This window comes from Pseudomonas fragi (genome assembly GCF_025426255.1).
Classification (GTDB): domain Bacteria; phylum Pseudomonadota; class Gammaproteobacteria; order Pseudomonadales; family Pseudomonadaceae; genus Aquipseudomonas; species Aquipseudomonas kulmbachensis.
In genome coordinates this window covers 2,099,752-2,126,122 of record NZ_CP104861.1, presented here as the reverse complement: position 1 = coordinate 2,126,122, position 26,371 = coordinate 2,099,752, and the positions used below count along the sequence as shown (strand labels likewise).

General features: G+C 55.0%; 21 protein-coding genes, 1 tRNA gene and 1 pseudogene. 12 read left to right on the top strand and 11 right to left on the bottom strand.

Features of this window, described 5'->3' with window-relative positions; all coding sequences use genetic code 11:
* The first annotated feature begins 622 nt into the window (after positions 1 to 622).
* The gene (locus tag N7D90_RS09725; protein ID WP_261741958.1) at positions 623 to 1,915 is read left to right on the top strand and encodes a carbohydrate porin; all 1,293 of its coding nucleotides are present in this window, start codon (positions 623 to 625) and stop codon (positions 1,913 to 1,915) included.
* A 93-nt stretch (positions 1,916 to 2,008) separates the two neighbouring features.
* Positions 2,009 to 2,524 (top strand): annotated as a pseudogene (locus tag N7D90_RS09720) (tyrosine-type recombinase/integrase); the annotation flags it as partial.
* Positions 2,525 to 2,629: 105 nt separating this feature from the next.
* Here the strand turns inward: N7D90_RS09720 and N7D90_RS09715 are convergent.
* From N7D90_RS09715 to N7D90_RS09705, 3 genes are read right to left on the bottom strand one after another with little or no spacing between them, the layout of a single operon-like run.
* On the bottom strand, positions 2,630 to 4,999 hold the full coding sequence (locus N7D90_RS09715; RefSeq protein ID WP_261741957.1) for an AAA family ATPase: 2,370 nt from the start codon (positions 4,997 to 4,999) through the stop codon (positions 2,630 to 2,632).
* The gene (locus N7D90_RS09710) at positions 4,996 to 5,652 is read right to left on the bottom strand and encodes an ABC-three component system middle component 1 (protein WP_261741956.1); all 657 of its coding nucleotides are present in this window, start codon (positions 5,650 to 5,652) and stop codon (positions 4,996 to 4,998) included. Before N7D90_RS09710 ends, N7D90_RS09715 begins: the two co-directional genes overlap by 4 nt.
* Positions 5,653 to 5,692: 40 nt before the next feature.
* On the bottom strand, positions 5,693 to 7,129 hold the full coding sequence (locus tag N7D90_RS09705; protein WP_261741955.1) for an ABC-three component system protein: 1,437 nt from the start codon (positions 7,127 to 7,129) through the stop codon (positions 5,693 to 5,695).
* A gap of 172 nt (positions 7,130 to 7,301) precedes the next feature.
* On the opposite strand from N7D90_RS09705, the gene N7D90_RS09700 reads away from it, so the two are divergent.
* Positions 7,302 to 7,427 carry a hypothetical protein gene (locus N7D90_RS09700; protein ID WP_261741954.1) on the top strand — a complete coding sequence of 42 codons (126 nt, stop codon included), beginning with the start codon at positions 7,302 to 7,304 and terminating at the stop codon, positions 7,425 to 7,427.
* Between the two features lie 39 nt (positions 7,428 to 7,466).
* Here N7D90_RS09700 and N7D90_RS09695 read toward each other — a convergent pair.
* A tRNA-Cys gene (locus tag N7D90_RS09695) sits at positions 7,467 to 7,540 on the bottom strand.
* Between the two features lie 194 nt (positions 7,541 to 7,734).
* Positions 7,735 to 8,298, bottom strand: coding sequence for a helix-turn-helix domain-containing protein (locus tag N7D90_RS09690; protein WP_261741953.1), 564 nt, complete (start codon positions 8,296 to 8,298; stop codon positions 7,735 to 7,737).
* Positions 8,299 to 8,409: 111 nt separating this feature from the next.
* Between N7D90_RS09690 and N7D90_RS09685 the strand changes: the two genes are divergently transcribed.
* The 7 genes from N7D90_RS09685 (at position 8,410) to N7D90_RS09655 (ending at position 15,587) form a co-directional block, all read left to right on the top strand.
* Complete coding sequence (locus N7D90_RS09685; RefSeq protein WP_261741952.1) at positions 8,410 to 9,321, top strand: DMT family transporter; 912 nt, start codon at positions 8,410 to 8,412, stop codon at positions 9,319 to 9,321.
* 169 nt (positions 9,322 to 9,490) lie between these two features.
* Entirely contained in the window at positions 9,491 to 12,433 is a 2,943-nt protein-coding gene (locus N7D90_RS09680) for a monovalent cation/H+ antiporter subunit A (protein ID WP_261741951.1), read from the top strand.
* On the top strand, positions 12,433 to 12,777 hold the full coding sequence (locus tag N7D90_RS09675) for a Na+/H+ antiporter subunit C (protein ID WP_003446102.1): 345 nt from the start codon (positions 12,433 to 12,435) through the stop codon (positions 12,775 to 12,777). The genes N7D90_RS09680 and N7D90_RS09675 overlap by 1 nt, the downstream gene beginning before the upstream one ends.
* Positions 12,774 to 14,459, top strand: coding sequence for a monovalent cation/H+ antiporter subunit D (locus N7D90_RS09670; protein ID WP_261741950.1), 1,686 nt, complete (start codon positions 12,774 to 12,776; stop codon positions 14,457 to 14,459). Before N7D90_RS09675 ends, N7D90_RS09670 begins: the two co-directional genes overlap by 4 nt.
* Positions 14,456 to 14,944, top strand: coding sequence for a Na+/H+ antiporter subunit E (locus N7D90_RS09665; protein ID WP_261741949.1), 489 nt, complete (start codon positions 14,456 to 14,458; stop codon positions 14,942 to 14,944). The genes N7D90_RS09670 and N7D90_RS09665 overlap by 4 nt, the downstream gene beginning before the upstream one ends.
* Positions 14,941 to 15,219, top strand: a complete 279-nt coding sequence (locus N7D90_RS09660; RefSeq protein ID WP_261741948.1) for a K+/H+ antiporter subunit F — start codon at positions 14,941 to 14,943, stop codon at positions 15,217 to 15,219. Before N7D90_RS09665 ends, N7D90_RS09660 begins: the two co-directional genes overlap by 4 nt.
* On the top strand, positions 15,216 to 15,587 hold the full coding sequence (locus tag N7D90_RS09655) for a Na+/H+ antiporter subunit G (protein ID WP_261741947.1): 372 nt from the start codon (positions 15,216 to 15,218) through the stop codon (positions 15,585 to 15,587). Before N7D90_RS09660 ends, N7D90_RS09655 begins: the two co-directional genes overlap by 4 nt.
* Positions 15,588 to 15,723: 136 nt before the next feature.
* Here N7D90_RS09655 and N7D90_RS09650 read toward each other — a convergent pair whose 3' ends face one another.
* The 6 genes from N7D90_RS09650 to N7D90_RS09625 form a co-directional block, all read right to left on the bottom strand.
* Complete coding sequence (locus N7D90_RS09650) at positions 15,724 to 17,214, bottom strand: anion permease (protein ID WP_261741946.1); 1,491 nt, start codon at positions 17,212 to 17,214, stop codon at positions 15,724 to 15,726.
* 210 nt (positions 17,215 to 17,424) lie between these two features.
* Positions 17,425 to 18,195: a TonB family protein gene (locus N7D90_RS09645; protein WP_261741945.1), complete on the bottom strand. Its 771-nt coding sequence runs from the start codon at positions 18,193 to 18,195 to the stop codon at positions 17,425 to 17,427.
* Positions 18,192 to 18,638, bottom strand: coding sequence for a protein TolR (gene tolR / locus N7D90_RS09640; RefSeq protein ID WP_261741944.1), 447 nt, complete (start codon positions 18,636 to 18,638; stop codon positions 18,192 to 18,194). Before tolR ends, N7D90_RS09645 begins: the two co-directional genes overlap by 4 nt.
* 14 nt (positions 18,639 to 18,652) lie before the next feature.
* Positions 18,653 to 19,363, bottom strand: coding sequence for a protein TolQ (tolQ, locus tag N7D90_RS09635; RefSeq protein WP_261741943.1), 711 nt, complete (start codon positions 19,361 to 19,363; stop codon positions 18,653 to 18,655).
* A gap of 47 nt (positions 19,364 to 19,410) precedes the next feature.
* On the bottom strand, positions 19,411 to 21,327 hold the full coding sequence (locus N7D90_RS09630) for a phytase (protein ID WP_261741942.1): 1,917 nt from the start codon (positions 21,325 to 21,327) through the stop codon (positions 19,411 to 19,413).
* 84 nt (positions 21,328 to 21,411) lie between these two features.
* Entirely contained in the window at positions 21,412 to 23,946 is a 2,535-nt protein-coding gene (locus tag N7D90_RS09625; protein ID WP_261741941.1) for a TonB-dependent receptor, read from the bottom strand.
* 439 nt (positions 23,947 to 24,385) lie between these two features.
* Between N7D90_RS09625 and N7D90_RS09620 the strand changes: the two genes are divergently transcribed.
* Positions 24,386 to 25,306, top strand: a complete 921-nt coding sequence (locus N7D90_RS09620) for a GGDEF domain-containing protein (RefSeq protein ID WP_261741940.1) — start codon at positions 24,386 to 24,388, stop codon at positions 25,304 to 25,306.
* Positions 25,303 to 26,337, top strand: coding sequence for an AraC family transcriptional regulator (locus tag N7D90_RS09615; RefSeq protein ID WP_261741939.1), 1,035 nt, complete (start codon positions 25,303 to 25,305; stop codon positions 26,335 to 26,337). Before N7D90_RS09620 ends, N7D90_RS09615 begins: the two co-directional genes overlap by 4 nt.
* Positions 26,338 to 26,371 lie beyond the last annotated feature (34 nt).

Below are 26,371 nucleotides of genomic sequence, written 5' to 3'. Positions count from 1 at the left end.
GGAGGTGTTTGTCCGGGCACTGCTGGCTCGACGTTCCGAGAGTGAGCTGGAGACGCTGAGCTATTTTATACGGGCACTTCTTGGGATAAATCCAAAGGTTTGAGAAACATTGTTGGTGAAACAGTAATAATCCATGGCAACGAGGGGGGTGCAGTCCCTTTTGTTTTCTCTTCTTTTTGACGTGCGAGTAATTTCAAAAGCAATAAGCGTTGAACACTAAGGATCGCCGTTTCTGCAAGCGAAAGTCCGGATATCGCCACCGGATTATTACTGTCTCTCCAATAATGTTTCTTAGTTCCCTGGATTTATCTGAAAAAAACATCGGCATAAACTTAGCCTTACGGCTCACACAGGATGACATTCACCAGCCCTGCCACTTTCAGGCCCTATTAGTCGTGTGAAGCGAAGATCCGAACGGCTTCGAGTACCTGCAACCCCCGTCATAAACCCGCTCATGGACACCCAAGGAGGGACCAACTCGGCCCGGAATCAGGTACTAACACCGCAGTTCTCGAGACGGTATCAGGCCAGAAAAGCTAGAGCTGGCCAGTTTCCTGCCGTGCCAGCGTGTCGTTGAGCGATACACCAACATTTTTTATTTTTTGCAACGGAGCACACCCCAATGTTTTTTTCTTTCCGCGCGCTGCTGACCACCAGCCTGTGCAGCGGTTTGTCGCTGTGTATCTTGAGTCCGTCTTCAGCACTGGCTGACACTTCCGACCTGATGAGTCGTTCGACACTCACCGGCGATTGGGGTGGTGAGCGCCAAAAACTGGCGGACAAGGGCATCACACTGACCGGTGACTACAGCTCTGAAACGATTTCCAACCTGCATGGCGGGATCAAGCGCGGTACGCGCTATGCGCAACAAATACGCGTGGGCGCCAAGTTTGATCTGAGTAAACTGCTGGACACCCCGGACGCCGGATTTGTGCAAATTCTGGTTAACGACCGTCGCGGCCATAGCGCCACGGAAGACTTGCTCGGCAACCGCCTGTCTGCACAAGAAAACTACGGTGGCGAATACACGCGACTGACCGAGTTCAGTTACCAGCGCAATCTGTTTTCTCCGGACGTGTCTGCCAAAATCGGCTACATGGTGATGGGCACCGATTTTGGTGGCATGCCGATCCTGACCAACTTTGTGAGCGCCGGCTTTTGTGCGCACCCATTGACCATGTCCAGCGGCAGCGGGTGGGGCAACTACCCGACAGCTCACTGGGGTGGAGAGTTGCGTTACGGCGTCAACGCTTCACTGACGCTGCAAACCGCGGTATTCCAGGTCAACCCAGAGCACAACAGCCTTCCCTCCGAAGCGTTTTCCATGCCCAGCCACGACTCCACCGGGGCCATTCTGCCGCTGGAAGCCATCTTCAATAACAACGCCTTTCTCAATGGCCAATACAAAGTCGGCTGGTACTACGACAGCTCTGACTCGCAAAAAATTGGTAGCACAGAAAAAAGCAATAACCGCACCGGGGCTTACGTGTTGATGGACCAGGCAATCTGGAGGGATGAGCAAGACCCTGAAAGCGTGCTGCGCCTGTTCGGCCAGGCGGCCACCAGCAACGCAGCCACCTCGCCAATGCGTCGCTGGTACTCGGTCGGCCTGGTCAAGCAAAAGCCTTTTGCCAGCCGCCCGCATGACAGCATTGCGTTGGGTTATGGCCGGGCCGTACTCAACTCCCGTACGCGGGATGCACAAGAAGCAGCGGCGACCAGCTTCGGCGAATCCGAGATGATCGCCAACCTCGACAATGGTGAGCAAATGATTGAGCTTAACTATGGCGCGCAAGTCACCCCCTGGCTGCTGCTGCGTCCTGACCTGCAGTACTACATTGAGCCTGGTGCGTTCTCCGGCAAAAAAAGAGGCAACGCTTTGGCCGTGGGCTTACAGATCAAAGCTACGTTTTAAACAGATGGATTGTGTGTGGTTTCAGCAAAAGCCTACGGACATTCACGATATCTCTATCTAAACTTCAAAGCTCCATGACCAAAGTACCCCTCATCAGAGGCCGCACAAGAACTGAAGGATGCAATGGACTTGGCATATCTGACTGGGCAGCGCCCTGCAGATGTACATAAGATTGCAGCCACCGACTTGAACAACGGCTTTCTGCTGATTGGCCAAGGCAAAACTGAAAAGCGCCTGCGCCTTCGGTTGGAGGATGCAGGCATCCAATCGGGGTTAAGCACCTTTATCGATGAATTGCTGGAGCGCAGAGCTCTCAGCGGAGTTAAAACGTCGACGCTGATCACCAACTCGTCCGGGCTACGTATGAGCCAACAGATGCTACGCAACCGCTGGGACGATGCTCGGGAAAAAGCAGCAATCAAAGCCGCGACAAACGGTGATCCAGCACTTGCTGCCAACATTCGGCAGTTTCAGTTCAAGGATATTCGCCCCAAAGCGGCTAGTGAGATAGAGCTAACGCATGCAAGTCGCTTACTGGGGCACTCCACCGAAGAAATCACTAAAAAAGTATATAGACGAGTTGGTGAAATAGTTAAACCTACAAAATAAACTATAATTCAGAAATTATACTACTTTAACAGCAACAATATTTATTGCAGGATGTTTTCTCCAAGCAAGAAAAAACATCCTGGCGCCGTTATAACTGAAGGCTATCTATGAACCCTGATAAATATAGTTGTTGCTTGGAGCATAGTCCTTTCTCTCCATAATATTGACGCGCTTTACAGACTTACCATGTTTTAAAAACTTATAAGTAAAATACCTAGAAACCTTTTCCTCATGTGTGGATAATAAAATCCGCTTATCTCCAAATTCATTTCTGAGAAGCTCAACCAAAGACGACATATTGATATCATCCATTGTCTGGACGGGATCATCAATCAATATACTTGAAAAAGAAGTTGAATAGACTCGATTAAGAGCTAGCGTCAAGGATATTACTACGGCAGATATTTGCCCTGAACTCATGGTATTAAGAATATCATGATCACTTTTCCAGTTTGAAACGAGCCGTACATTTTTCAACTCCGCCCCACCGGTCGGATCTTTTATAAAGATTCCTTGGCCAAGTCCAGCTTGATGAGTTTGCAATATTTTCCCTGAGTAGATATACACTGGAATTTCAACGTCGGTTATGAGCTTTTTCCTATACTTACCAATTTGAGACTTCATGACACCCAGTATCTCACCGACATCATTTGCCGCCAAACTGAGAGCAGAATAGTACTTCTCTAATCGACCAAGCTCTTGTATTACTCCATCTAGCGAACTGAAGTATATATTCCGTATATATTGCTCCTTTTGAGCAATGCCGGAAAAAACTTGATCAGTTATGTAAGTTTTTTCATTCAGAAAATACTCTCGATAAATTCTATCAAAAACGTTTCCGACATTTACATCATCATAACCATCACTAGAAGGTCCTGCATGGGCTAGTATCCGTCTACGTAGCTCGCTAACCGCAACTGATAGCTCTGTGTCTGAAATTTTATCAGTTAATTTCAATACCAACAAATCATCATGAGGGATTCCCTCTTTAACAAGCCAGTTCGATAATTTTACAAGCCTTTCTTGAAGCTCATTAGCACGCGTTATTAAACGTGCTTCGTCTCCAGAAGTTGCAGTTGAATTACTTAAATAGAAAGCTAGCTTGTCTAACAACGGACGTAGATTCACAGCTTGGAAACTATCTCGCATATTCACAAAGCGTTTGTCTTGATCCGAGAGCATTAACCTCATCAGCTCACCGTGCTGAGATATCTCACGAACCAAATTGCCATGACTCTCATATGGCTGCCCGCAAAGCGGGCAATCAGTTTCGCCAGGCATATTATTCAAATCGCTACTCATAGCATCATGATGTTTAATCAGTTCTGCATAAAGCGATCCTACGCCTATTCTCTTCGCCTCTTCCACCAAAAGCTCGTCAAGCTTTAGGATAAAGTCATTAGCCCCCTCTAACTGCAAAACACCAAATAAAATTTCGACTTTAGATAACTCTTTTATTTCACTCAGTTTTCTTGAATTGAGAACATCGAACGACTCTTTTAGGAATCTTGTTAAACGTTCACTCTCTAGATATTCAGCAGTGTTCGGCAGCGATTTATAGGCTTTGATGAAAAGTGTAATCACCTCAGTTTCTTGCACAGCCTTGATCAACCCTCTCGACTTGAGAAAGTAATCTTTATGAACAAAGAATGACCTTATATAGTCCAACTCCTGCATGAAACTATTTAGCTTTTCTTGCGTGAGCGCCTTTAAATGCTCCAGATCCCATTCAGGCGGTGATGAGCTGCTGCTTAACCAAGGCAAAAGAAAGAAATGATTTGTTAATACAGTACCACTTAATTCTAGAGCGCTAGTCACATTGTACGCAGACTTAAGAGTATTGATACGAGTAGTAGTACTACGCTTTTGACTGTCAATTCGTTTGCCGATAGAAACTAAGTGTTCGCGCTTTTGCTCAGCAGCCTTAGTATCTCCGAAAAGCTGGGAAAGGGCCTCTGCCCTTTGCGTCTCGCTATTCGTCTTCAAGAAGCGAGCTGTATCTTCCTGTTGAATATAGTTGAAAAGGGAAAAATCACGTGAGAAATTGGGACTATTTAAATACTTATTTAATGCATCTGGCTGCGCTTGCTGCCAACTGCCGTCTTTCATCTCGTACAGCTGCCAGAGATCTGCGAATTTAGATATTTTTTTTGCATCTCGTGGAAGTGGGTTTTTAAGCCTCCTCTGTATTAAGTAACCCCCCTGGATATCATCTTCAAATTCGAGGGTGATTTCTACTTCATTTGCTCCGCCGTGCGCCACAACAATATCGGCTGGATGCTGTTTATTCTCTAGAGTAAATAAGCGTGATATAGTTCCAGTTAGAGCCAACTCTATGGCGTCAAACACAGACGTTTTACCATACCCGTTAGGTCCATCAAGGAGGACAAGATGACTGTTAGAAAAATCTATCCTATAAGGTTCCTCCCCGAAAACCTTGAAGTTCTTGAAGGTGATCGACTTTATATATTTCATAATAAAACACCCCAAGAGCGCATTACAACCGCTTCGAACTCATCATCACCCAATTCTGGAGGAATCGCCAACAAATCAAAGTAAATTGGGCGTTGAAACTCCGACAGATGACTTTCAATATCCGATTCTAGATCCATTAAATTTTTTTGTTTAGGCACATAGGTAATGAATGGCAGCTTCATCATTATCTTCAAAGCTAGAGAGAAATGATTATTGCGATTCCTTATCTGCTCTTTGAATGCGCTAAAATCATTTCCAGAATCAGAGTTTATAATATCGCTAATCACATCATTAGTAATCTCTGAAACCTGTGAAACTATTTCTGAAAATGCTGTTATTTCACCTTTAGTATACGTCACTATATTTTTTTTAAAATTGTAATGATCCTCTTCTATTTTTAATGTCAAATCCCGATCTATTGTGTTGTTCTCGCAACATATGATCAAGGTACTATTTTTTTCAAACGACCGCCCTACATTCTCTATATTTCGAATTTTTTCAAAAATAGCTTCTGCTCCTTCATTAAAAACAAAAGAATGAGCAGCTTCTTCTTGAACTGAGGCTTCGATAGTTACAAAGTACTCTTCCTTGCCAGGATCACGTGGCGTGTACAAGAAGATTTGATACCCTTCTAGCAAAATAGGTATTTCCACTTGTTCATATCCATTGCACGAAAGGATATTATTAATTATCTCAATTAGCATCTAATTCAGCCTTAGCTAGATCAATTGGAATTAGTCGGATAGTTTCAAGTATCGCATCTCGCCTTGCCCTCGGATCTGCATCAACATCAATTGGGGGCGTAGTGTGTTTTTGGGCTACTGCTGATAGTTGTGTTACATGATCACCATCATAAATTAGTGTCCCAACCTCATATAGAATCTCGATCATATTCGGATTTTCTAAAATCTTTTTTGCAATTTTTGCGGGAGTATACTGACTAAGTATAGTAGTAGGTAGATAGTGCTGTGGCGGACGAGTCTTAGCTTTGTACGTAAGGCGCCCTCTTGCAGGGTCATGTATTGCACGCTGATGGCTGATCACATTGAATATCTTGATTAGCACGAAGAGAATACCCTCTTTGCTAATATTTAATGCATTCGATATATTATTAGCACTTTCAATATATTCATGAGGACAAAAACTACGGAAGTACCCCCACAATTCCACAGCACTCAGCCTAGAGAGTATATTCCTAACGGAATGCAAGTTACATTCGTTACCATCTAAAGGCATTGAATAGCACTCATCATCCCCCATAAACTCATCAAAAATCTCTAGAAACTCATTTTTAAATTGATAAGCTAAATACTCGGAGCTAACATCCTCAAAATCACGACTTAGAATAGCAATTATAAAGTTAAACGAGATAGATATAGGCTTACCCCCTTCTTTCTTGTGCCTTTCAATAATATGCTTATCTATTTGCCCTAAAAAAAAATGAAATGCATTAGACAACTGCTTTTCTGTCGCAACAATCTTCCTGTTATTAAAAGCTACAGCCAACTCATTTTTTACTTTAATATTGATATCTTCAAGATCACAACACTTTTCTCCATCCGGGTATTCGAAAAGAGAAAAGCGAGACAGACTAGAATCTACTCCCAGACCAATATCATTGAGTATTGTCGCTATCTCTGATTCTGTTTTTTTAGGCAGTGCCAACCTAATTATTGAAGCCTTTTTAGGAATAGAGATTTCCGAACTAGCAGCTTTTTCAATTAACGAATTTCCGGGGACTCTCGGACCATTATTGTATTCATGAAAAATCTCTGAAAAATCACTACATATTGACTCAACTAGATCTTTCTTACCTTGCTTTGGATTGACTTCCTTCCAAGTATGAAGAAACCCTTTAGCATCCTTACATTTATATAGCTCAAGCATTATACCTATAAGCGCTTCGCTATATTTACTGTAACTCGGCAGTTGATACGCCTTAACCTGATGATACGATATCACTCTACCGCTTTCAGCGATTTCGAAATCCTCAGTTTTTTCTAACGTCACTGTATAGTTATTAAAGTCATAACTTAACGATTTGGAATTTATCATGGAGAGCACGTAGAAAAGAGCAACTTTCCCTTGATAATTAAATCCGCTCCACGACGGAGAAGCGTCATAAGCCATCTAACTGACCTCATTAATGACGTGAAAAATCATTATCGCGAGGAGCCCGCCTACCCTAAATTCGCGACCTCCCTGCACGTTAACCTATAGTAAGCGATTTTTGGTGGCCTAATGCCATAGGTTATTTATACGAAAGCCGTCGCGCACCGATTTTGGCAAATCAGCATCAGCCATGCCTGCCTTGGCTCAATCAAATGAAAAACACTCAAGCAAAATTTTTAAAATGGTCGTTGAATCAGAGGCTCTTGCGGAAGCGATTCCAAAAGTTGCGGAACTGATCGTCAAATCTCAGGCATAAAAAAACCCCGTAGACCAAGATCTACGGGGCTTTAGAATGTGGAGGCCGAAGCCGGAATCGAACCGGCGTGGGCGGATTTGCAATCCGCTGCATAACCATTTTGCTATTCGGCCAATTGTGCTTGAGGTTTCGTTAGAAGCGTCAAAAACAAGAGTTTGTTACTGCGATGTTATCGCTACAAGCATTTGATTCTTCAGCACTTCAGGTAGTTGCCCCCGGGCTGATGGCGCGCATTATGTACTAGAAGGTTGAAGCTGGCAACCCCCTGAATTCTAATAATTTTTAGTTATTCTCAGGTCACCGGTTTTCAGATCACGACATTGCGCATAAAGCGCAATATCCCGTCGCCTTCGTTGCGGTACACATGGGGTCTGTTGCTGGGGTACATGTAGAACTCTCCCGCGCTAAAGCGCAGCGCCTGTTCGTCGATCACCAGGGTCAGGCAGCCTTCGAATACGTACAACTGTTCGCTCCAGCCTTCACCATCTGCCTGCGAGTGGTATTCATCACCCGGCTCCAGTGTCCATTCCCATAGTTCCACTTCGCGTGTAGCCGTGGCTTTGGACAGCAGTACCGCTTTGCTCCCCGCCTGGGTGCCGCTCCAGGCCACTTCGTTGATGCGACTCGGGTCGGGCGAGCCAGGAGCCTGGATCAGGTCGCTGAACCCTACGTTCAAGGCTTCCGCAACGCGGTCAAGGGTGCTGAGGCTGACGTTTTTTTCCCCCGCTTCTATGGCTACCAGCATCCGGCGACTGACGCCAGACAGTTCTGATAAAGCGCTTTGGCTCAGGTGCGCGAGCAGCCGGAGACGGCGGACGTTCTGGCTGACGTGTTGCAGGACTGACGCACGCTGTGAATTTTCTTTGGGCACTATATTGCTCACCTTGTGGGGCTGCGCAGTATACTGCCCAGCTTTGGCGCATTGTGCGTCTCCCTTCACGTAGCACGCAAGGTTGCGACGCCATTGAAACTATCCAGACTGATGTCTCTGACTTCTCGCTTGAGTAAAGCGGAATGCGTGCTGATCCTTATCACTATGGTGTGGGGTGTCACCTTTCTATTGGTGCAGCACGCGTTGACGGCGAGCGGGCCAATGTTTTTTGTGGGCCTGCGCTTTGCTGCGGCCGCGGCAATTGTTTCGCTGTTTTCGATTCGCAGTCTGCGTGGCATTACCTTGTTCGAGCTTAAGGCAGGCATGTTTATCGGGGTTTCGATCATGCTCGGCTACGGCTTGCAAACCATTGGCCTGCAGACCATACCCAGTAGCCAGTCGGCGTTTATCACTGCGCTGTATGTACCCTTTGTACCATTACTGCAGTGGCTGGTACTGGGACGCAGGCCAGGGTTGATGCCCAGCCTGGGGATCATGCTGGCCTTTACCGGACTGATGCTGCTGTCCGGTCCGAGCGGCGCCTCCCTCGATTTCAGCCCTGGCGAGATCGCCACGCTGATCAGCGCGATTGCGATCGCCGCCGAAATTATTTTGATCAGCGCTTATGCAGGCAAAGTCGACGTGCGCCGGGTCACGGTGGTTCAGCTCAGTACTGCGTCGATTCTGGCCTTTTTGATGGTTATTCCTGCACAAGAAGCCATTCCTGACTTTTCATGGCTATTGTTAGTCAGTGCCGTAGGCCTTGGCGCCGCCAGTGCGGCGATTCAGGTAGCGATGAATTGGGCTCAGAAAAGCGTTTCACCGACCCGCGCAACCCTTATTTATGCCGGTGAGCCGGTCTGGGCCGGTATCGCAGGGCGCTTGGCTGGCGAGCGGTTGCCCGCCATTGCATTGCTGGGCGCGGCGCTGATTGTGGCCGCGGTGATTGTGAGTGAGTTAAAAACCAAGACCAAGAAGCTCGATGAACCTCAAGAAAAGCAAGGCGATGAGGCCTGCGATTGAAAACAGCAAGACGATTATTCTTAATTAAAAGTGCTCATACAGAGATCAGGCTGAAGGAAACATTTACCGGTGGTCGATGGACTTTGTAGGATTCAGCCACAGGTTCAGTGTTGGTGATCTGCAACTCGCCACGTATGATCGTTTACAAACTCCTGCAGATTAGAAGCCTATGTCCCTGATAGTTCTACTGCTTCTGCCCTTTGTCGGCAGCTGTCTGGCGGCTGTTTTGCCGCATAACGCACGTAACAGTGAATCACTGTTAGCCGGTCTGATTGCATTGATCGGTACTGTTCAAGTAGCCCTGCTCTATCCGCAAATTGCCCACGGTGGGGTCATTCGCGAAGAGTTCATGTGGCTGCCCAGTCTCGGCTTGAATTTTGTCCTGCGCCTGGACGGATTCGCCTGGCTGTTCTCGATTCTTGTGCTTGGCATCGGCACGTTGGTGTCGCTGTACGCCCGCTATTACATGTCACCCGAAGACCCGGTGCCGCGTTTCTTCGCATTTTTCCTGGCATTTATGGGCGCCATGCTCGGCCTGGTGCTGTCGGGCAATTTGATTCAGATCGTATTTTTCTGGGAGCTCACCAGCCTCTTTTCATTTTTGCTGATTGGTTATTGGCACCACCGCTCGGATGCCCGACGCGGCGCTTATATGGCGCTGATGGTCACGGGCGCCGGGGGGTTGTGTCTGCTGGCGGGGGTCATGCTGCTTGGCCATGTCGTCGGCAGCTATGATCTGGATGCTGTGCTCGCCGCGGGCGACAAGATCCGCGCCCACAGTCTGTATCCGATCCTGCTCCCTCTTATCCTGATCGGCGCTCTGAGCAAGAGTGCGCAATTCCCGTTTCACTTCTGGCTGCCCCACGCAATGGCGGCGCCAACTCCCGTATCGGCTTATTTGCACTCGGCAACGATGGTCAAGGCCGGGGTCTTTCTGCTGGCCCGCCTCTGGCCTTCCCTGTCAGGTAGCGAGGAGTGGTTCTGGATCGTCAGCGGCGCTGGTGCCTGCACCCTGGTGCTGGGCGCTTACTGCGCAATGTTTCAAAATGACCTTAAAGGACTGCTGGCCTACTCGACAATCAGCCATCTGGGCCTGATCACCCTGCTACTGGGCCTTAATAGCCCGCTGGCAGCGGTTGCCGCAGTGTTTCACATCCTTAACCATGCAACGTTCAAGGCCTCACTGTTCATGGCGGCCGGGATCATCGACCACGAAAGCGGCACGCGGGACATCCGCAAGCTCAGCGGTCTGTTCAAACTCATGCCCTACACCGCAACCCTGGCCATGGTGGCCAGTGCCTCAATGGCCGGGGTGCCGCTGCTCAACGGGTTCCTGTCCAAAGAAATGTTCTTTGCCGAAACCGTGTTCATCAACTCCACGGCCTGGGTCGAAATCGCCCTGCCGGTGATCGCGACCATCGCCGGTACGTTCAGCGTGGCTTATGCCCTGCGCTTTACCGTGGATGTGTTCTTCGGCCCTCCGGCGACAGACCTGCCGCATACCCCGCACGAGCCGCCACGCTGGATGCGCGCTCCGGTTGAGCTGCTGGTGCTGACTTGCCTGACGGTCGGTATCTTCCCGGCACAAACCGTCGGCCCGCTGCTCGCTGCAGCCGCGCAACCGGTGGTAGGAGGCGAGCTGCCCGAGTACAGCCTGGCCATCTGGCACGGGCTGAATGCACCGATGATCATGAGCCTGATTGCCTTGTCAGGCGGCATCCTGCTGTATGTGTTGCTGCGCAAACAGCTCAAGCTCGAACGTTTCCCGCTGCCGCCACTGGTCAAGTACTTCAACGGCAAGCGTTTCTTCGAGCGCAGCCTGGTAGTGATCATGCGCGGCGCACGGCGAATCGAGCGGCGCATCAGCACCCAGCGCCTGCAAACCCAGCTATTCCTGTTGATTCTGGTCGCCGTCATCGCGGGGCTGATCCCGATGCTCTACAGCGGCCTGAGTTGGGGTGATCGGCCGAAAATACCGGGGTCGATTGTCTTCATCACCCTCTGGCTGATTGCGATTGCCTGCGCCCTGGGCGCCGCCTGGCAAGCCAAGTACCACCGTCTTGCAGCCCTGACGATGGTCAGCGTGTGCGGCCTGATGACCTGCGTGACCTTTGTCTGGTTCTCGGCGCCGGATCTGGCCCTTACCCAACTGGTGGTTGAAGTCGTGACCACGGTGCTGATCCTGCTGGGCTTGCGCTGGTTGCCTCGACGTATCGAAGAGGTCTCGCCATTACCCGGCACCTTGCGCAAGGCTCAGATCCGCCGTTTGCGTGACTTGTTGCTGTCCACTGCGGTCGGTGGCGGCATGGCGTTGCTGTCGTACGCGATGCTGACCCGCCAAACCCCCAACGATATCTCTTCGTTCTACCTCAGCCGGGCCCTGCCTGAAGGCGGCGGCAGCAATGTGGTGAATGTGATGCTGGTGGATTTCCGGGGTTTCGACACCTTGGGCGAAATCACTGTTCTGGCCGCCGTGGCCTTGACGGTGTTTGCCCTGCTGCGACGCTTCAGACCCTCCAAGGAAAGCATGCAGCTGCCTGCCCAGCAACGCCTGCTGGCCAAGGACGTGATGACCGATCTGGTCAACCCGCGCAGCGCCAGCGACACCGCACTGGGCTTTATGATGGTACCCGCAGTACTGGTGCGCTTACTGCTGCCAGTGGCCTTTGTGGTGTCCATGTACCTGTTTATGCGCGGGCACAACCAGCCGGGCGGCGGCTTTGTCGCGGGCCTGGTGATGTCAGTGGCGTTTATCCTCCAATACATGGTTGCCGGCACGCAGTGGGTTGAAGCTCAAATGAGCCTGCGACCCTTGCGCTGGATGGGCACCGGCCTGCTGTGTGCAACCCTGACCGGCCTGGGCGCAATACCTTTGGGCTATCCGTTCCTGACCACCCATACCGTTCACTTCAGCTTGCCGCTGTTGGGCGATATCCATGTGGCCAGCGCCCTGTTCTTCGATATTGGCGTGTACGCGGTGGTCGTTGGTGCAACCCTGCTGATCCTTACGGCGCTGGCTCACCAATCGGTACGAGCCCATCGCCCGAGTAATCAGCTTGCCCCGCAACCTCCCCTTCAATCCGCTCTTGCAACCAAAGAAGGAGCCGCCTGATGGAAGAAGTCATTGCCATTGCAATCGGAGTATTGGCCGCCTCGGGTACCTGGCTGGTTCTGCGTCCGCGAACCTTTCAGGTGGTCATGGGCCTGTGCCTGCTGTCTTACGGGGTCAACCTGTTTATTTTCAGCATGGGCAGCCTGTTTATCGGCAAGGAGCCAGTGATCAAGGACGGCGTACCCCAGGACTTGCTCAACTACACAGACCCGTTGCCCCAGGCACTGGTGCTGACCGCTATTGTCATCAGTTTCGCCATGACCGCGCTGTTTCTGGTGGTCTTGCTGGCCTCTCGGGGCCTGACCGGTACCGACCACGTAGATGGCCGGGAGCCTAAAGAATGAATTTGATGCCGCACCTGATCGTCGCGCCTATCCTGTTACCGCTGCTGACCGCGGCCTGCATGCTGATGCTGGGCGAAAAACACCGCCCGCTGAAAGCCCGGATCAATCTGATCTCAACCCTGCTCGGCCTCGGCATCTCAGTGATGCTGCTGCTGTGGACCCAACAACAAGCCGTTCCGACTTCGATTGGTGTGTACCTGCCGAGCAACTGGCAAGTGCCTTTCGGGATTGCCCTGGTAGTTGATCACTTGAGCGCCCTGATGCTGGTCTTGACCGGGATCATCGCCAGCTGCGCCCTGCTGTTCGCCATGGCCCGCTGGGACCGCGCCGGGGCCAGTTTCCACGCACTGTTCCAGATCCAGCTGATGGGCCTGTACGGGGCCTTCCTGACCGCGGACCTGTTCAACCTGTTCGTGTTTTTCGAAGTCCTGCTGGCCGCCTCCTACGGCCTGATGCTCCACGGCTCGGGCAAGGCACGGGTGTCTTCGGGGCTGCATTACATTTCGATCAACCTGCTGGCGTCTTCCTTGTTCCTGATCGGTGCGGCCTTGATCTACGGCGTCACTGGCACGTTGAACATGGCTGATCTGGCACTGAAGATTCCCTTGGTGCCCGAAGCCGATCGCGGCTTGCTGCATGCAGGCGCGGCCATTCTGGCCGTGGCGTTTCTGGCCAAGGCCGGCATGTGGCCGTTGAACTTCTGGTTGGTGCCGGCCTACTCGTCGGCCAGCGCCCCGGTGGCAGCCCTGTTCGCGATCATGACCAAGGTCGGGATCTACACCGTGCTGCGACTGTGGACCCTGCTGTTTTCCGGTCAAGCCGGAGCCTCGGCGTACTTCGCCGGAGACTGGCTGATTTACGGCGGCATGGCGACTATTGTCTGTGCCGCCATTGCCATCCTCGCTGCCCAGCGACTGGAACGCATGGCCAGCCTGAGCATTCTGGTCTCCGCCGGTATCCTGTTGTCGGCCGTGGGCTTCGCCCAGCCCAACCTGACCTCTGCGGCGCTGTTCTATCTGATCAGCTCCACCCTGGCCCTGAGCGCACTGTTCCTGCTGGCCGAGTTGATCGAACGCTCGCGTTCTTCCAGCGACCTGGTGCTTGAGGACGATGCAGAACCACAGCCCAGCCTGGCCGAACCTTGCGCCCCGCCCCGCGGCAGCAACCTGGATGACGAGCAGAAAGTGGTTGTCGGGCAGATCATCCCCTGGACGATGGCCTTTCTGGGGTTGAGCTTTATCGCCTGCGCCCTGTTGATTATTGGCATGCCGCCGCTCTCCGGGTTTATCGGCAAACTGAGCCTGCTCAACGCCCTGCTCAACCCGATGGGCCTGGGCAATGCAACTGACGAGCCGATTTCAATGGCGGCCTGGAGCCTGCTGGCGTTGTTGATTCTCTCCGGGCTGGCATCCTTGATCGCCTTTTCACGCATGGGTATCCAGCGCTTCTGGACACCGCTTGAGCGTCCGTCACCGATCTTGCGCCGTATCGAATGCCTGCCCATCGTGCTGCTGCTCGGGTTGTGTGTGGTACTGACATTCAAGGCCGAGCCGGTGTTGCGTTATACCCAGGCAGCTGCCGATACCCTGAACAATCCCGAGCGTTATGTAATGGCCGTGATCGGCACACGCCCGGTGCCGAGCCCGCAAGCCAAGGCCGCAATGCCGGAGGTACTGCCATGAAGCGTCTTTTTCCAGCTCCCTGGTTGTCTCTCGCACTGTGGGCGCTGTGGTTGCTGCTCAACCTGTCGTTGAGTGCCGGCAACCTGTTGCTGGGTGCAGCGCTGGCCATTCTGGCACCACTGATGTTCGCGCCATTGCGGCCGCTGCCAGTGCGCATTCGTCGTCCGGGAGTGATCCTCAAACTGTTCTTTCTGGTGGGCCGCGATGTGGTGATGTCCAACATCGCCGTGGCTTTGGGTGTGCTGCGGGCAGGTTCCAAGCCCCCGCGCTCGCGGTTTGTCAAAATCCCCCTGGACCTGCGTGACGCCAACGGGCTGGCGGCCTTGTCGATGATTACCACCGTGGTGCCTGGCACCATCTGGTCGGAACTGGCACTGGACCGCAGCGTGTTGCTGTTGCACGTCTTCGATCTGGATGACGATGCGCAGTTTATCGAGCACTTCAAGACGGCCTACGAACGCCCCCTGATGGAGATCTTTGAATGAGTGCCCTGCTCACCAATGCCATCCTGCTCAGCCTGTTTATCTTCAGCCTGGCAATGGTTCTGACCGTGGTCCGGCTGTTCAAGGGCCCCTCGGCCCAGGATCGGGTTCTGGCACTGGATTACCTGTACATCCTGGCCATGTTGATGATGCTGGTGCTGGGTATCCGCTATGCCAGTGACACTTACTTTGAAGGTGCACTGCTGATTGCCCTGTTTGGCTTTGTCGGCTCTTTTGCGCTGGCCAAATTCCTGCTGCGTGGCGAGGTGATCGAATGAATAGCGTCGGCGAATTGTCGCTTTGGATTGAAATACCGGTGGCCGTGCTGCTGGTACTCAGCAGCCTGTTTGCCTTGTGCGGCGCCATCGGTTTGCTGCGCCTCAAGGAATTTTTTCAACGCATGCACCCACCGGCACTGGCCTCGACCCTTGGCGCGTGGGGCGTGGCACTGGCGTCGATCGTGTATTTTTCAGCGCTGAAATCGACACCGGTACTGCACGCCTGGCTGATTCCGATTTTGCTGTCGATCACTGTGCCCGTGACCACTTTGCTGCTGGCCCGGACCTCGCTGTTCCGTAAGCGCATGGCGGGTGAGGATGTACCGGCGGAAGTCAGCAGCGGTGGGCGCAGCGAGAACGGTAACTGAACCCTCGAATGATCTGTAGCCGCTGAGGAGCGGAGCGAGGCTGCGATAAGGGCCGAAGGACCTTCAAGATTTCAGGGTCGCTGCGTAACCCATCGCAGCCTCGTACCTCGTCAGCCGCTACGGATTTGGATTGGAATTACATCCAGCCCAACCAACTCCAGTACGTCGCGCCAAACAGCAGCATCAACAAATACCCGATTGCCGTAACGATCAGTCCGACCTTGGCGAACTGTTTGGCGGTAAAGGTTTGCGTACCCAGGCACACCATGTTTTGCGGGGCGTTGATCGGCAGGATAAATCCGTAGCTGACCACAAACCCCAACAACATGGTCATGCCCAGGCGGTTGAACTCACCCGGCAAGGTTTGCAGCACCGCGATCAAAATCGGCAGCAGTGCCGAGGTCAGCGCGGTGGCACTGGCAAAGCCCAGGTGAATCAAAATCAGGAACGCCCCCAGAATCGCGAATATCCCCAGCGGCCCGACCTGGTCCAGACCGGTGTTCTCCACCACCTGCGCGCCCAGCCACTGCCCGGCCTGGGTGGTCAGCAAGGCCGTGCCCAGACTGATACCGACCCCGAACACAATCACCGTGCCCCACGGAATCCGCGACTGCACGTCTTTCCAGGTCATCACGCCAAAGCGTGGTAACAGCAAAAATACCAAACCGGCATAGGTGGTCGACGTGGTGTCGAAGCTGTGTAACTTGCCCTCGGTGGCCCAAGCCAGCAGCAATGCGATGGACACACCCATCAGGCGTTTCTGCGGCCCGGTCATCGGACCCAGTTCAGCCAGTGATTTCTCAACCGCTTCCTTGCCGCCGGGAATGCTGTCGCTCTCGGGCGGGAGCATCTTCAGTACCACAAACAGCAGTACCGCCGACATGATAATGGCCCACGGCGCACCGGCGATCAGCCAGTCGAGCCAGTTCACCCGGGCCCCGAGCATCTTGTCCATAAAGCCCACGGTCAGCAGGTTTTGCGCGGCCGCGGTTTGAATCCCGACGTTCCAGATACTGGTGCCCTGAGCCACCACGATCATGATCCCGGCAGCGATGTTGGAGCGCTTGTCTACGCCAAACGCCATGATCACCCCCATCATGATCGGCACCACACAAGCGCTGCGAGCCGTGGCGCTGGGCACCACCAGACTGAGCAGGATGGTCACCGCAATCGCCCCCAGCAGTATGCGCCGGGTGCTGGTGCCGATACGGGACAGCGTGACCAACGCAATACGCCGGTCCAGGCCGGTATGGGTCATGGCTGCGGCAATAAACAACGCACCCGCTACCAATGCCAGGGCGGCATTGGAGAACCCGGTCAGGGCCATGGTGATACCGGCGGAAGTGCCGTAGAGCTTTGACGGATCGGCCAGGGTAGGCGCCATGCCGATCAAAAACGCCATAAGCGAGGTGATCATGATGGCGCTGGCTTCGTACGAGACGGCCTCGGTGATCCACACCACCACGGCAAACGCCAGGATCGCCAGCATGCGGTGACCGGCCACGGGCAAGTCGGCAGGCAATGGCAGCAGCAAGATGCCGATCATGACCAGCACCGCAATCACTAGGCCTATGGGGAGTTTCGCTTTGGCCGTTGCAGGCGTAGGGGTGGTTGCAGGCGCGTTCATGGCCATTTCCTTGAGCTTGAAATCGCATGCAGCATAGGTCAAGTGCAGCCTATGGGTCTTGATGCCTGTCAATCATGCGCGTAGCCGCTGAGGAGCGAAGCGAGGCTGCGATGGGTTGCGCAGCGACCCTGAAATCTTGAAGGTCCTGCGGCCCTTATCGCAGCCTCGCTTCGCTCCTCAGCGGCTACAGGTAATTCGGGTAATTCAGGTTTACTGGATCTTGTAGTGAAAGGTATTGCGCACTCCCGGGACTGTCACCGGTTGGCCATCGACCAGCCGTGGCTGATAACGGAACGTCGCCGCCGCCACCAGTGAAGGCCGGATAAACGCTGGGTGACAGTTACCCACCACCTTGGGGTTGTCGACTTTGCCCTGGGGTGTCACCGAGTACTCCACCGTACAATCACCTTCAATGCCCTTGTCCAGCGCACGCTGCGGGTAATCGGGAGCTTGTTTGCTGATGGGCAGGTACTGGCGCACATCTGCTGCCGCAGCGGCCTGTTGTGCTCGCCGGGCATTATCCGCCGCTGCAATCCGGGCCTGTTCCGCCATTGCCTGCTGGCGCTGAGCCTCAACCTGCGCGGCTTCCCGTTGCTCCGCTTGCGCCTGTTTCTGCGCCTCCACACGCTTGCGCGCCAGCACTGCCTGCTCCAGCTTGCGCGCCTGTATCTGCGGGTCGACCTTGGGCTTTACCACCTCAGGTTTCACCTCGACCACCGGCGCCGGTGCCACCACCTGCACCGGCTCGGGTGCCGCTGGCGCCACGACCGGTTCGGCCGGCAACATCACCAGCCGGGTTTTCAGGGTCGAGGGCGTAGGCTCCGGCAACGATTGCTCCATGCTCCAGCCCAGTACCAAAAAGGCCACGACGGTGCTGTGCAAGGCAACGCTGACCACCAGCGCCTGGCTGTTGTGCCACATCCGGGTCCAGGGCATCGGCGGCGCCTGCGCCAACTGGCCGTGCATCAGCGCGGCACTCATTGCGGGGCCTCGGTCACCAGCCCCAGGTTGCTCACTCCACCTTGTTGAAGGGCAGCCATGGCCTTGACCACGCTGCCGTAACCCGCCTCGTTGTCAGCACGGATATAGACCTGGGTGTTGCTGTCTTGCGCCACCACCTGGCTGACCTTGGCTTGCAACTCTTCAAGGCTGACGGCGCTGTCGGTCTGGTTCCTGGTGTCCAGTTCGCTGCCCAGATTCCAGTAATAACCGCCCTCGGCCTTGACCGACAACGTCAGGATTTTTTGCTGACTGTCATTGACCAGCGCTTCGCTGGCAACTTTCGGCAGTTCGATTTTTACCCCCTGGGTCAGCATCGGCGCGGTCACCATAAAGATCACCAGCAGCACCAGCATCACGTCGATGTAAGGCACTACGTTCATTTCGGCCTTGGGCCCGTGTTTGCGCTGTGGTCGAGCAAGCATGTTGATACTCCCTTTCAAGCGACGGCAGACATGTTCCGCGAACCGGTATGCAGGTTGCGGTACAAGCGCATCTGAACTTCATTGCCGAGGCTGTAATAACGGGTCAGCAGGGTCTGGCCACGGGCCGAGAAACGGTTATAGGCAATCACTGCTGGTATCGCCGCAAACAGGCCAATGGCGGTAGCGATCAGGGCTTCAGCAATACCCGGAGCGACGGTGGACAGCGTTGCCTGTTGCACCTGGGACAAACCGATAAAGGAATTCATGATCCCCCACACCGTGCCAAACAATCCGATATAGGGGCTCACCGAACCCACGGTGGCCAAAAACTGCAGGCCTTTCTCCAGGCGAATTTCCTGCTCGCTGATGGCCACATACAGTGCCCGCTCAACGCCCTGCATCACACCTTCGGCATCCACTCCGGGCTGCTGTCTGAGTTGGGCGTATTCACTGTAGGCGGCGCTAAACACCTGCCCGGCCCCCGCATCTGCATCGCTGGCGTCACGGCTTTCCCGGTACAGCGCATTCAGTTCGCCCTGAGCCCGCAACCGCTGCGCGAAGCTGTCCATATCGCGTTCGCTGCGGCGCAAAATGGCGCTGCGGCGCACGATCAAAAACCAGCTCAACAGCGATGCCACCAGCAAGGTCAGCATCACGCCCTTGACCAGCAGGCTCGCGTCGCTGATCAGTCCCCAGATTGTCATGTGTTCCATGGTTGTGTGCATGTTGTGACTCCAGTAAGGGGTATTTATAAGCGACTTAAATGACCGGCTTATGGCAAGTGCAGCGCCTTGGCCACTTCGCTCCAGGGGATGTACTTGAAGTTCTGCGCCTGCTCGGGCATTCGCTTGCGGCCGTCCTGCACCACCAGCAAGCCTTTGCTCCAGGGGCCGCCGAGGTTGGCCGAAGTCACATCCAGGCCATCGGTCTCCGACGCGCCATCAATCCCCGCGGCGGCATTCACCCCCACCCGAAACGCGCCACGCAGGGCGTAAGGCGGCTCGGCATCGACCACCACATAGCTGTCGTTGCCTTGGCTTGAGATCACCAGGTAGTTGTCTTTTTCGGTCTGATACAGGCCCATACCTTCAATATCGTCGTGCACCTGCTCACCGACCTTGATCACATGAGTGAGGGTCGCTGGCTGGTCGGGACGGGCATCCACTGCCCATACCGCAACATCCTCTTCGCCGAGAAACAGCCGCTGGTTGCGGTCATCTGCCACACAGCCTTCGGGCTGGGTTGCAACCTTGAACTGGCGCACCAGTTCGCCATCGACCTTGTCACCCTTGGCGAACAAGCGGTGCTGCACAAAAGTGCCGTCCTTGTCGTTGGCAAAACTGTAGATCTCGCCCGTTGGCGCCTTGAACAGACACAGCCCGTAGATGTCCTTGACCGGGGTGGCTATCTCGCCAGCCTCCTGCAGTTCACCGGTGGCGCGATCAATGCTGAACACGCTCAGGCTGTTGTGATCACGATTGGTCGCCACTGCCAGGTCTACGGTGCGCGAGCCCAAGGTGAAGCCCGGGCGTATATCGACGTTATTCAGGCGCCCTACCGGCAAATGCTGCACACGCTTGCCTTGCAGGTCGTAGACTTCAAGGCCCTGCTGTTTATTGGTGCCCAGCACCCGACTCAGGGCCGGAGTATGCGGATGGACCCAGATCGCCGGGTCATCCGCCGCATCGCCCTGACTCATCACCACCTCGGTTTGCACCCCAGGCCTTACGCTCGGCAATACCGGCGCCAGGCTCACCGGCGTGGCTTTCCAGTCCAGCGCGCCTTCATACAGCTTGCCGCTGGCGCCGTCCTGTACCAGCAGTTCAAGACCTTGCGCGGTCTGGCGCAGCGCCAGGTGCTCAGGCTCGACCACACCGGCCAGCGCCAGGCTGGCCGCCGGTGCCCAGCCTTTGCCCTGCTGCTGATAGAGCTGCAACTGCGCTGCTTCTGGATCAAGCCCAAGCATCCCGCCCGGCACCAGCGCCATGGCCCCGGCCGTTTTTTTCACATTGCCGAAGGGCTCGACCAAGGCCACAGGGGTGCGCTTTACATCGGCCTCGGCATGCGCCGGATAGGCCCACCAGCCGACATTCTCTTCGTTGACGAACAGGTTCTGCGCGCCGTCATCGACTTGGCAGAACTTGGCTTGCGGCGGCAATGGCAGGCTGCGTACCAGCAGCGGTTGTTGCAGACGCTGACTGTCGGCGGCGACCAGCCACTGTTCACCCTTGCCCTCTTCGCCCACGGTAAACAAGTAGATATTGCTCGCATCGTCCTGATACAGGCACACGCCATTCACCGCATAGTCACGGGCGGGCAGATAAGACGGCGCCTGCCATTCATGGCTCTTGGGGTCGAGGCTGAACAGCGCGACTTGCTGCTTGTCCTTGTCATTGCTGGCGACCAATACCTGAGCACCCAGCGCACGGCTGTCCAGCCCGGCAAACGCGCCCGGCACCCGGCTCAGGGTTTTACCCTGCTTATCGAGCAACAGCAGACCTTCGCGCTTGCTGACCGACAGGCGTTCGTCGCCTGCGCCATTCGGCAAGTAGCTCAGGGCCTGGGCCTGGCTGGTGGACCATTGCTGCAATGTCGGAGCGACCAGTTCGGTGGCCGCCTGGACGCTACCTGCGCTCAGGCAGATCAGCAGGGGCAGCAGTCGAGGTTGGCGTTTGAATAGATGAGTCATGGGTGATGCCAGTCCATATAGAGATGTGAGACCGCGTTGCCTGTATCGCGAGCAAGCCCGCTCCAACAGGAGGCCATCGAGCATTTAAAAGTGGGTGAAGGTCAGGCCCAGCGAGTAGGTCGGGCCGTATTCTTCGTACTGGTTGTTGTAGCGACGGTTGCCGCTGTAAACGAAGTACGGCTGGTCAGTCAGGTTCTGGGCGTCGAACTTGATCTGCAGATTTTTGGTCAGCGAGTAGCGGGCGCTGAAGTCGACAAAAGTCTGCGCATCGACATGGGTGTCGTGGGCCTTGTCGTTGACCCCGGCCAGCTCGTAGAGGTAGTCCGACTTGTAGTTGGCCGACAGGCGCAGGCTCAGCTTGTCGTCTTCCCAGCCGAGCATCAGGTTGCCGACGGTATTGGACTGGTTCGGCAAATCGATATCGCGCTTCATGTCGGTCCCGGTCGCCGCATCGAACCCTTTGATGCTGGCGCTGGAGCGACTGAAGGTGCTGTTGGCCCCCAGGATCACGCCGTTCCAGGGTGCTGGCAGCCAGTCAAATTTCTGCGAGTAGGCCAGCTCCAGGCCGTAGAGCTTGGCACTGTCGCCGTTGGCGTAGCTGTGAGCCTCGGTGAAGTCGACCCACTCGCCACTGCCGGCCAGGTCGTTGTTGTAGACGAAGTTCTTGATGTCCTTGTAGAAGAGGAACGCCGATACCGTGCCCGCCTGCCCCATAAAGTGCTCGATACCGAGGTCGAAGTTGCTCGACTCCAGCGGCTTGAGGTTGGGGTTACCGAACTCGGCCTTGTCATCTTCGATCACAAACCCCGGTGCCAACTGGCCAAAGGTCGGGCGCACTACGGAGTTGGTCCAGGCTGCTCGCACCTGGGTGTTTTTCGCCAACTGGTAACGGGCATGCAGCCCCGGCAACCAGTGATGGTAGTTACGCTTGGTGTCTTGAGCTTCGAAGGCGCCATCGCGCACGCCAGTGCCCTTGGCCTCGAACTCAGTGCCCTCGTAGCGCATGCCCGCGATAAAGCGCCAGTCGTCGATATCGACGGTGTTCATCAGGTAGGCCGAGTTGATGTCTTCACGCATGGCGAAGTCATTGGCCCGAGATGTTTGCTCATCGTAGAAATCGTTGGGGTTCAAGCCGCCAATCAGGTTCTTGATTGCCCCGCCACTGATACCTGGGCCGTACTGGCCGAGGTTGTAATGCAGGTTGCCCTTGTTGAACTGGCTGAGGTTCAGCTGTTCGTCGCTAAAGCCCAAATCCGAGAAATTCTTGTAGGACCAGGCTTCGAGGTCGTTGTCCTTGTTGCGACGGCTGACCTTGCCGCCGAATTTGACCTGGGAGGCATAGCCCTGCACGTCGTAGTCGCGGGCCAGGTCGAGGCGGATATTCTTCTCGGTGTCTTTGGTGTGTTGCTCCTGCCAGTCCACCTTGTCGAGGCTGAAGTTGGCGGGGTCATAAAAGCCTGCACCGATGATGGGCCGCGGCTTTTCGGTGTCATAGAAACCACCGTTACCGACGCTGGAATTTCCTTTGAAAGTGGCCCCGGAAATGCCCCCCGGATTGTCTTCGCTGGATTCGCTGTAACCGGCCTGCCCGCTCAGGGTCCACAGGCCCAGCATGCGTTCACCACCGAAGACGTAAGACTGGATTTCCTGGGTTTCTTCGCGCTGTTTGAGCTTGCGTTTGGTCTTGGTCTTACCCACCTCGCCCTCGGCCTGTGGGTCGGCAAATTCGAAGGCGGTAGAGTTGCGGGTTTCACTGTCCTTGAAGCGGCTGTATAGCGTGCGCAGGTACAGGCTGGTGTCGTCATCGGGCTTGTAGTCGAAGTTCAGGCCGCCGCCGGTGCGTTCGCGGCTGATGTCATACACCCGCTGCTCGAAACTGTTGAGTTTTGCACCATCGCTGAAATCCCAGTCGCCCCCGGTTTCGACGTTGTCCGAGCGAAAGTCGCGTTTATTCCAGCTCAGGGCTGCCGCTACACCGAAGTTGTCGATGCCGTCACCGAGGCTGAAACGGTCACTGATGGCGCCCGATACCTTGGGGCTGGTTTGATGGCTGTTCTTGTTGTACCCGGCTTCGGTGCTACCGGTGTAGAACAGACCTTTATGGTCAAACGCCGACAGGCTTTGCACATCCACCGTGCCGCCCAGGGAGTTGGCGTCCATGTCCGGGGTCAGGGTCTTGATCACCGACAGCGACTGCACCAGTTCGGATGGCAATACGTCCAGCGCCACGGCGCGGCGCGCACTTTCCGGCGACGGCACCAGCGTACCGTTGATGGTCACGCTGTTCAGATCCGGCCCCAGACCACGTACGCTGACGAAACGGCCTTCGCCCTGATCGCGTTCAATGCTGATGCCGGGCAAGCGTTGCACCGCTTCGGCGACGTTGGCGTCCGGCAACTGCGCTACGCCATCGGCATGCACTACGCTTTCGATATTGTCCGAATTGCGCTGTTGCTTGAGCGCCTTGTCTAGGCTTACCGCCTGCCCGACCACTTCAACGTGCTCGGTGGCGCCAATACTCGATGCCTCGGCGGCGCTCAGACGCTCGCTGGCAATTGCCAAGGCCAATGCACTGAATGTAAAGCCGACCCACTGCGCCCTGCTGCGACACTTGTACATGTTTGCCCTCCCCCAAATACGCACTACAGGCCGGGCAAATGGCCCGACAACTTGGGAGCGAAAGCTAGGGCCGGCGGATGACAGCGCTGTGACAGCGCTGTGACAGCGCTGTGACAGCGTTCAGCGTAACGCCCGGAACAGAGGGTTTTCAGCGGGGTTTGGCGGGAAAATGAGCTGATTTGACTCCTGTACAGATGGCCCCCAAACCTGTAGCCGCTGCCGCAACCTGCGACAAGGTCCGCAGGGCCTTGCCCTTCCTGTCAATAAACAGAGGGACGCTCCGCGCCCCATCGCAGCCTGCGGCAGCGGCTACAAAAACAGAGTCCGTGTTTGACTTTTTTACACAACACACCTGAGCTGATTCGACCCGCAACCCCGGTCATACAGCTGTCACACACCTCTGTTGTGCTGAGCGGCAATCGCTTTTGGCAGACACTTCATGACCTGGTTCAACGTGCTTAAACACCATCGCTGGAAACTGTTATTGCTGGTGCTGGCCGCCAATATCGGCGTGTTGCTGAACCTGGCATTCGGCACACCAAAAGCCTTCAGCGAGTGGCAATGGCTGGATATCGTCGGCGAAGGCGGGACAGCCCTGTTTATGCTGTTCTGGCTGGGGCTGGTGCTTAAAAGCCGACCCACCGGACGGGTCACCAACTACTTGGCGAGCGGCTTGTGCTTTATGTTCTTTTCCTGGTGGATGGACGCGCTGGACGAACTTATTCGTCTGCCCAAACACCTGCACTGGAACCACTGGCTGGAGTCAGGTCCCATGCCCATCGGCATGATTCTGCTGACCATCGGCCTGTTCCACTGGCACCGCGAACAACAGGCGATCAACCAACAAATGGAGAAACGCGAGCGGGTGTTTCGCGAGCATCGGCTGTTCGACAAACTGACCCCCCTGGGCGGTGCCGAATACCTCAAGCGCCAGGTCAGCGACTGCCTCGCGCAAAGCCTTGAGCAACAGCAACCGCTGTCACTGCTGGCGCTGGATATCGACGACTTTGCCTCGATCAATCAGCACTATGGCCATGCTGAAGGTGACGCCGTGCTGCAAGCTCTCAGCCAGTTGCTGCTGCTCAACCTGCGCCGTCACGACCTGCTCTGCCGACTGGCCGGTGACCGCTTTGTGGTGCTGCTGCCCAATACCGGAGAAAGCCAGGCCCGGCTGCTGGCCCTGGAGTTGCAACAGGCGGTGCAGAGCCTGGCCCACAAAACCCGGCAGCATGGCGAACGGGTGCATTTGTTGGCCAGTACCGCCGTGATCATGGCAGTGAATGAGGCCCCCGATGAGCTGCTCAAGCGCCTGAACCTGGCACTGGCGCGAGCCAAGCCGCCACGGAGCAAACGCGCATGACGCTGGAGAGCCGCTGGTACGAAACCGACAGCCGTTTTATTGCCGGGCATTACCAACCCGCGACACTGATCGATCTGGCGTTATCCCGGGACATCGACAGCCATCGCCTGCTGCGCGGCACGGGGCTGTTTTACGACGATATTGTCGCCGGGCACACCCGCCTCAGTCCGCAGCAATGCTTTGGCTTGATCGCCAACACACAGCGCCTGCTCGAAGCCGATGACAGCAGTTTTTTGTTTGGCCAACGCCTGTGGCCCGGGCATTACGGACCGGCCAGCCACGCCCTGCAACAGGCGCAAAACCTGCATCAGGCCCTGGAAACCCTGATCCATCACCGGGCCTTGCTCAGCCCCCTGCTGACCCCGCGCCTATTGCTGGACGACAAGTACGCCTACGTGTACTGGCTCGACAGTTGCGGGGCCGGGGAGCAATTGCGGTTTGTGCTGGAAGCCAGCATGACGGCGTTAAAGGCCATGAGTCAGTGGCTCAGCGGCGAGCGCCTGCCATGGGAATGCAGCTTCAGCCACCCGGAGCCGCGTTATATGGAGCAGTACTGGGTGCATCTGGGGGAGAACACCCAGTTCGGTAGCCAACTGGACATGATGCGCCTGCCCCGTGAATACCTGACCCGGCTCTGGCCCAACGCGTCGGCGATAGCCCGGCAAGTGGCGTATCAGCAGGCGCAAATTGAGTTACACAGCCTAGGGTTCCGCGCCAGCTTGCTCGACCGGTTGTATGTGTACTTGCGCAACAATGCGCAACAGACCCCCGGCCTTGAGCAGGCGGCTCAGCACTTTTCAATGAGCCAGGCCACCCTCAAACGCAAGTTGAACAAGCACGGCACACACTTTCAGGCGCAGCAGGATCAAGCGCGCAAGCATATGGCGCTGTACCTGTACCAGATCAAGGGCATGAGCAACGAAGCGGTGGCCGAGTACCTGAACTTCAACGACCCGGCCAACTTTCGCCGAGCGTTGAAACGCTGGACGGGGTGTACGCCCAACCTGATCAGGCAGTTTTTGGCGTTATAAGCCGAGTACGACTGCTGCTCAATTCATGTAGCCG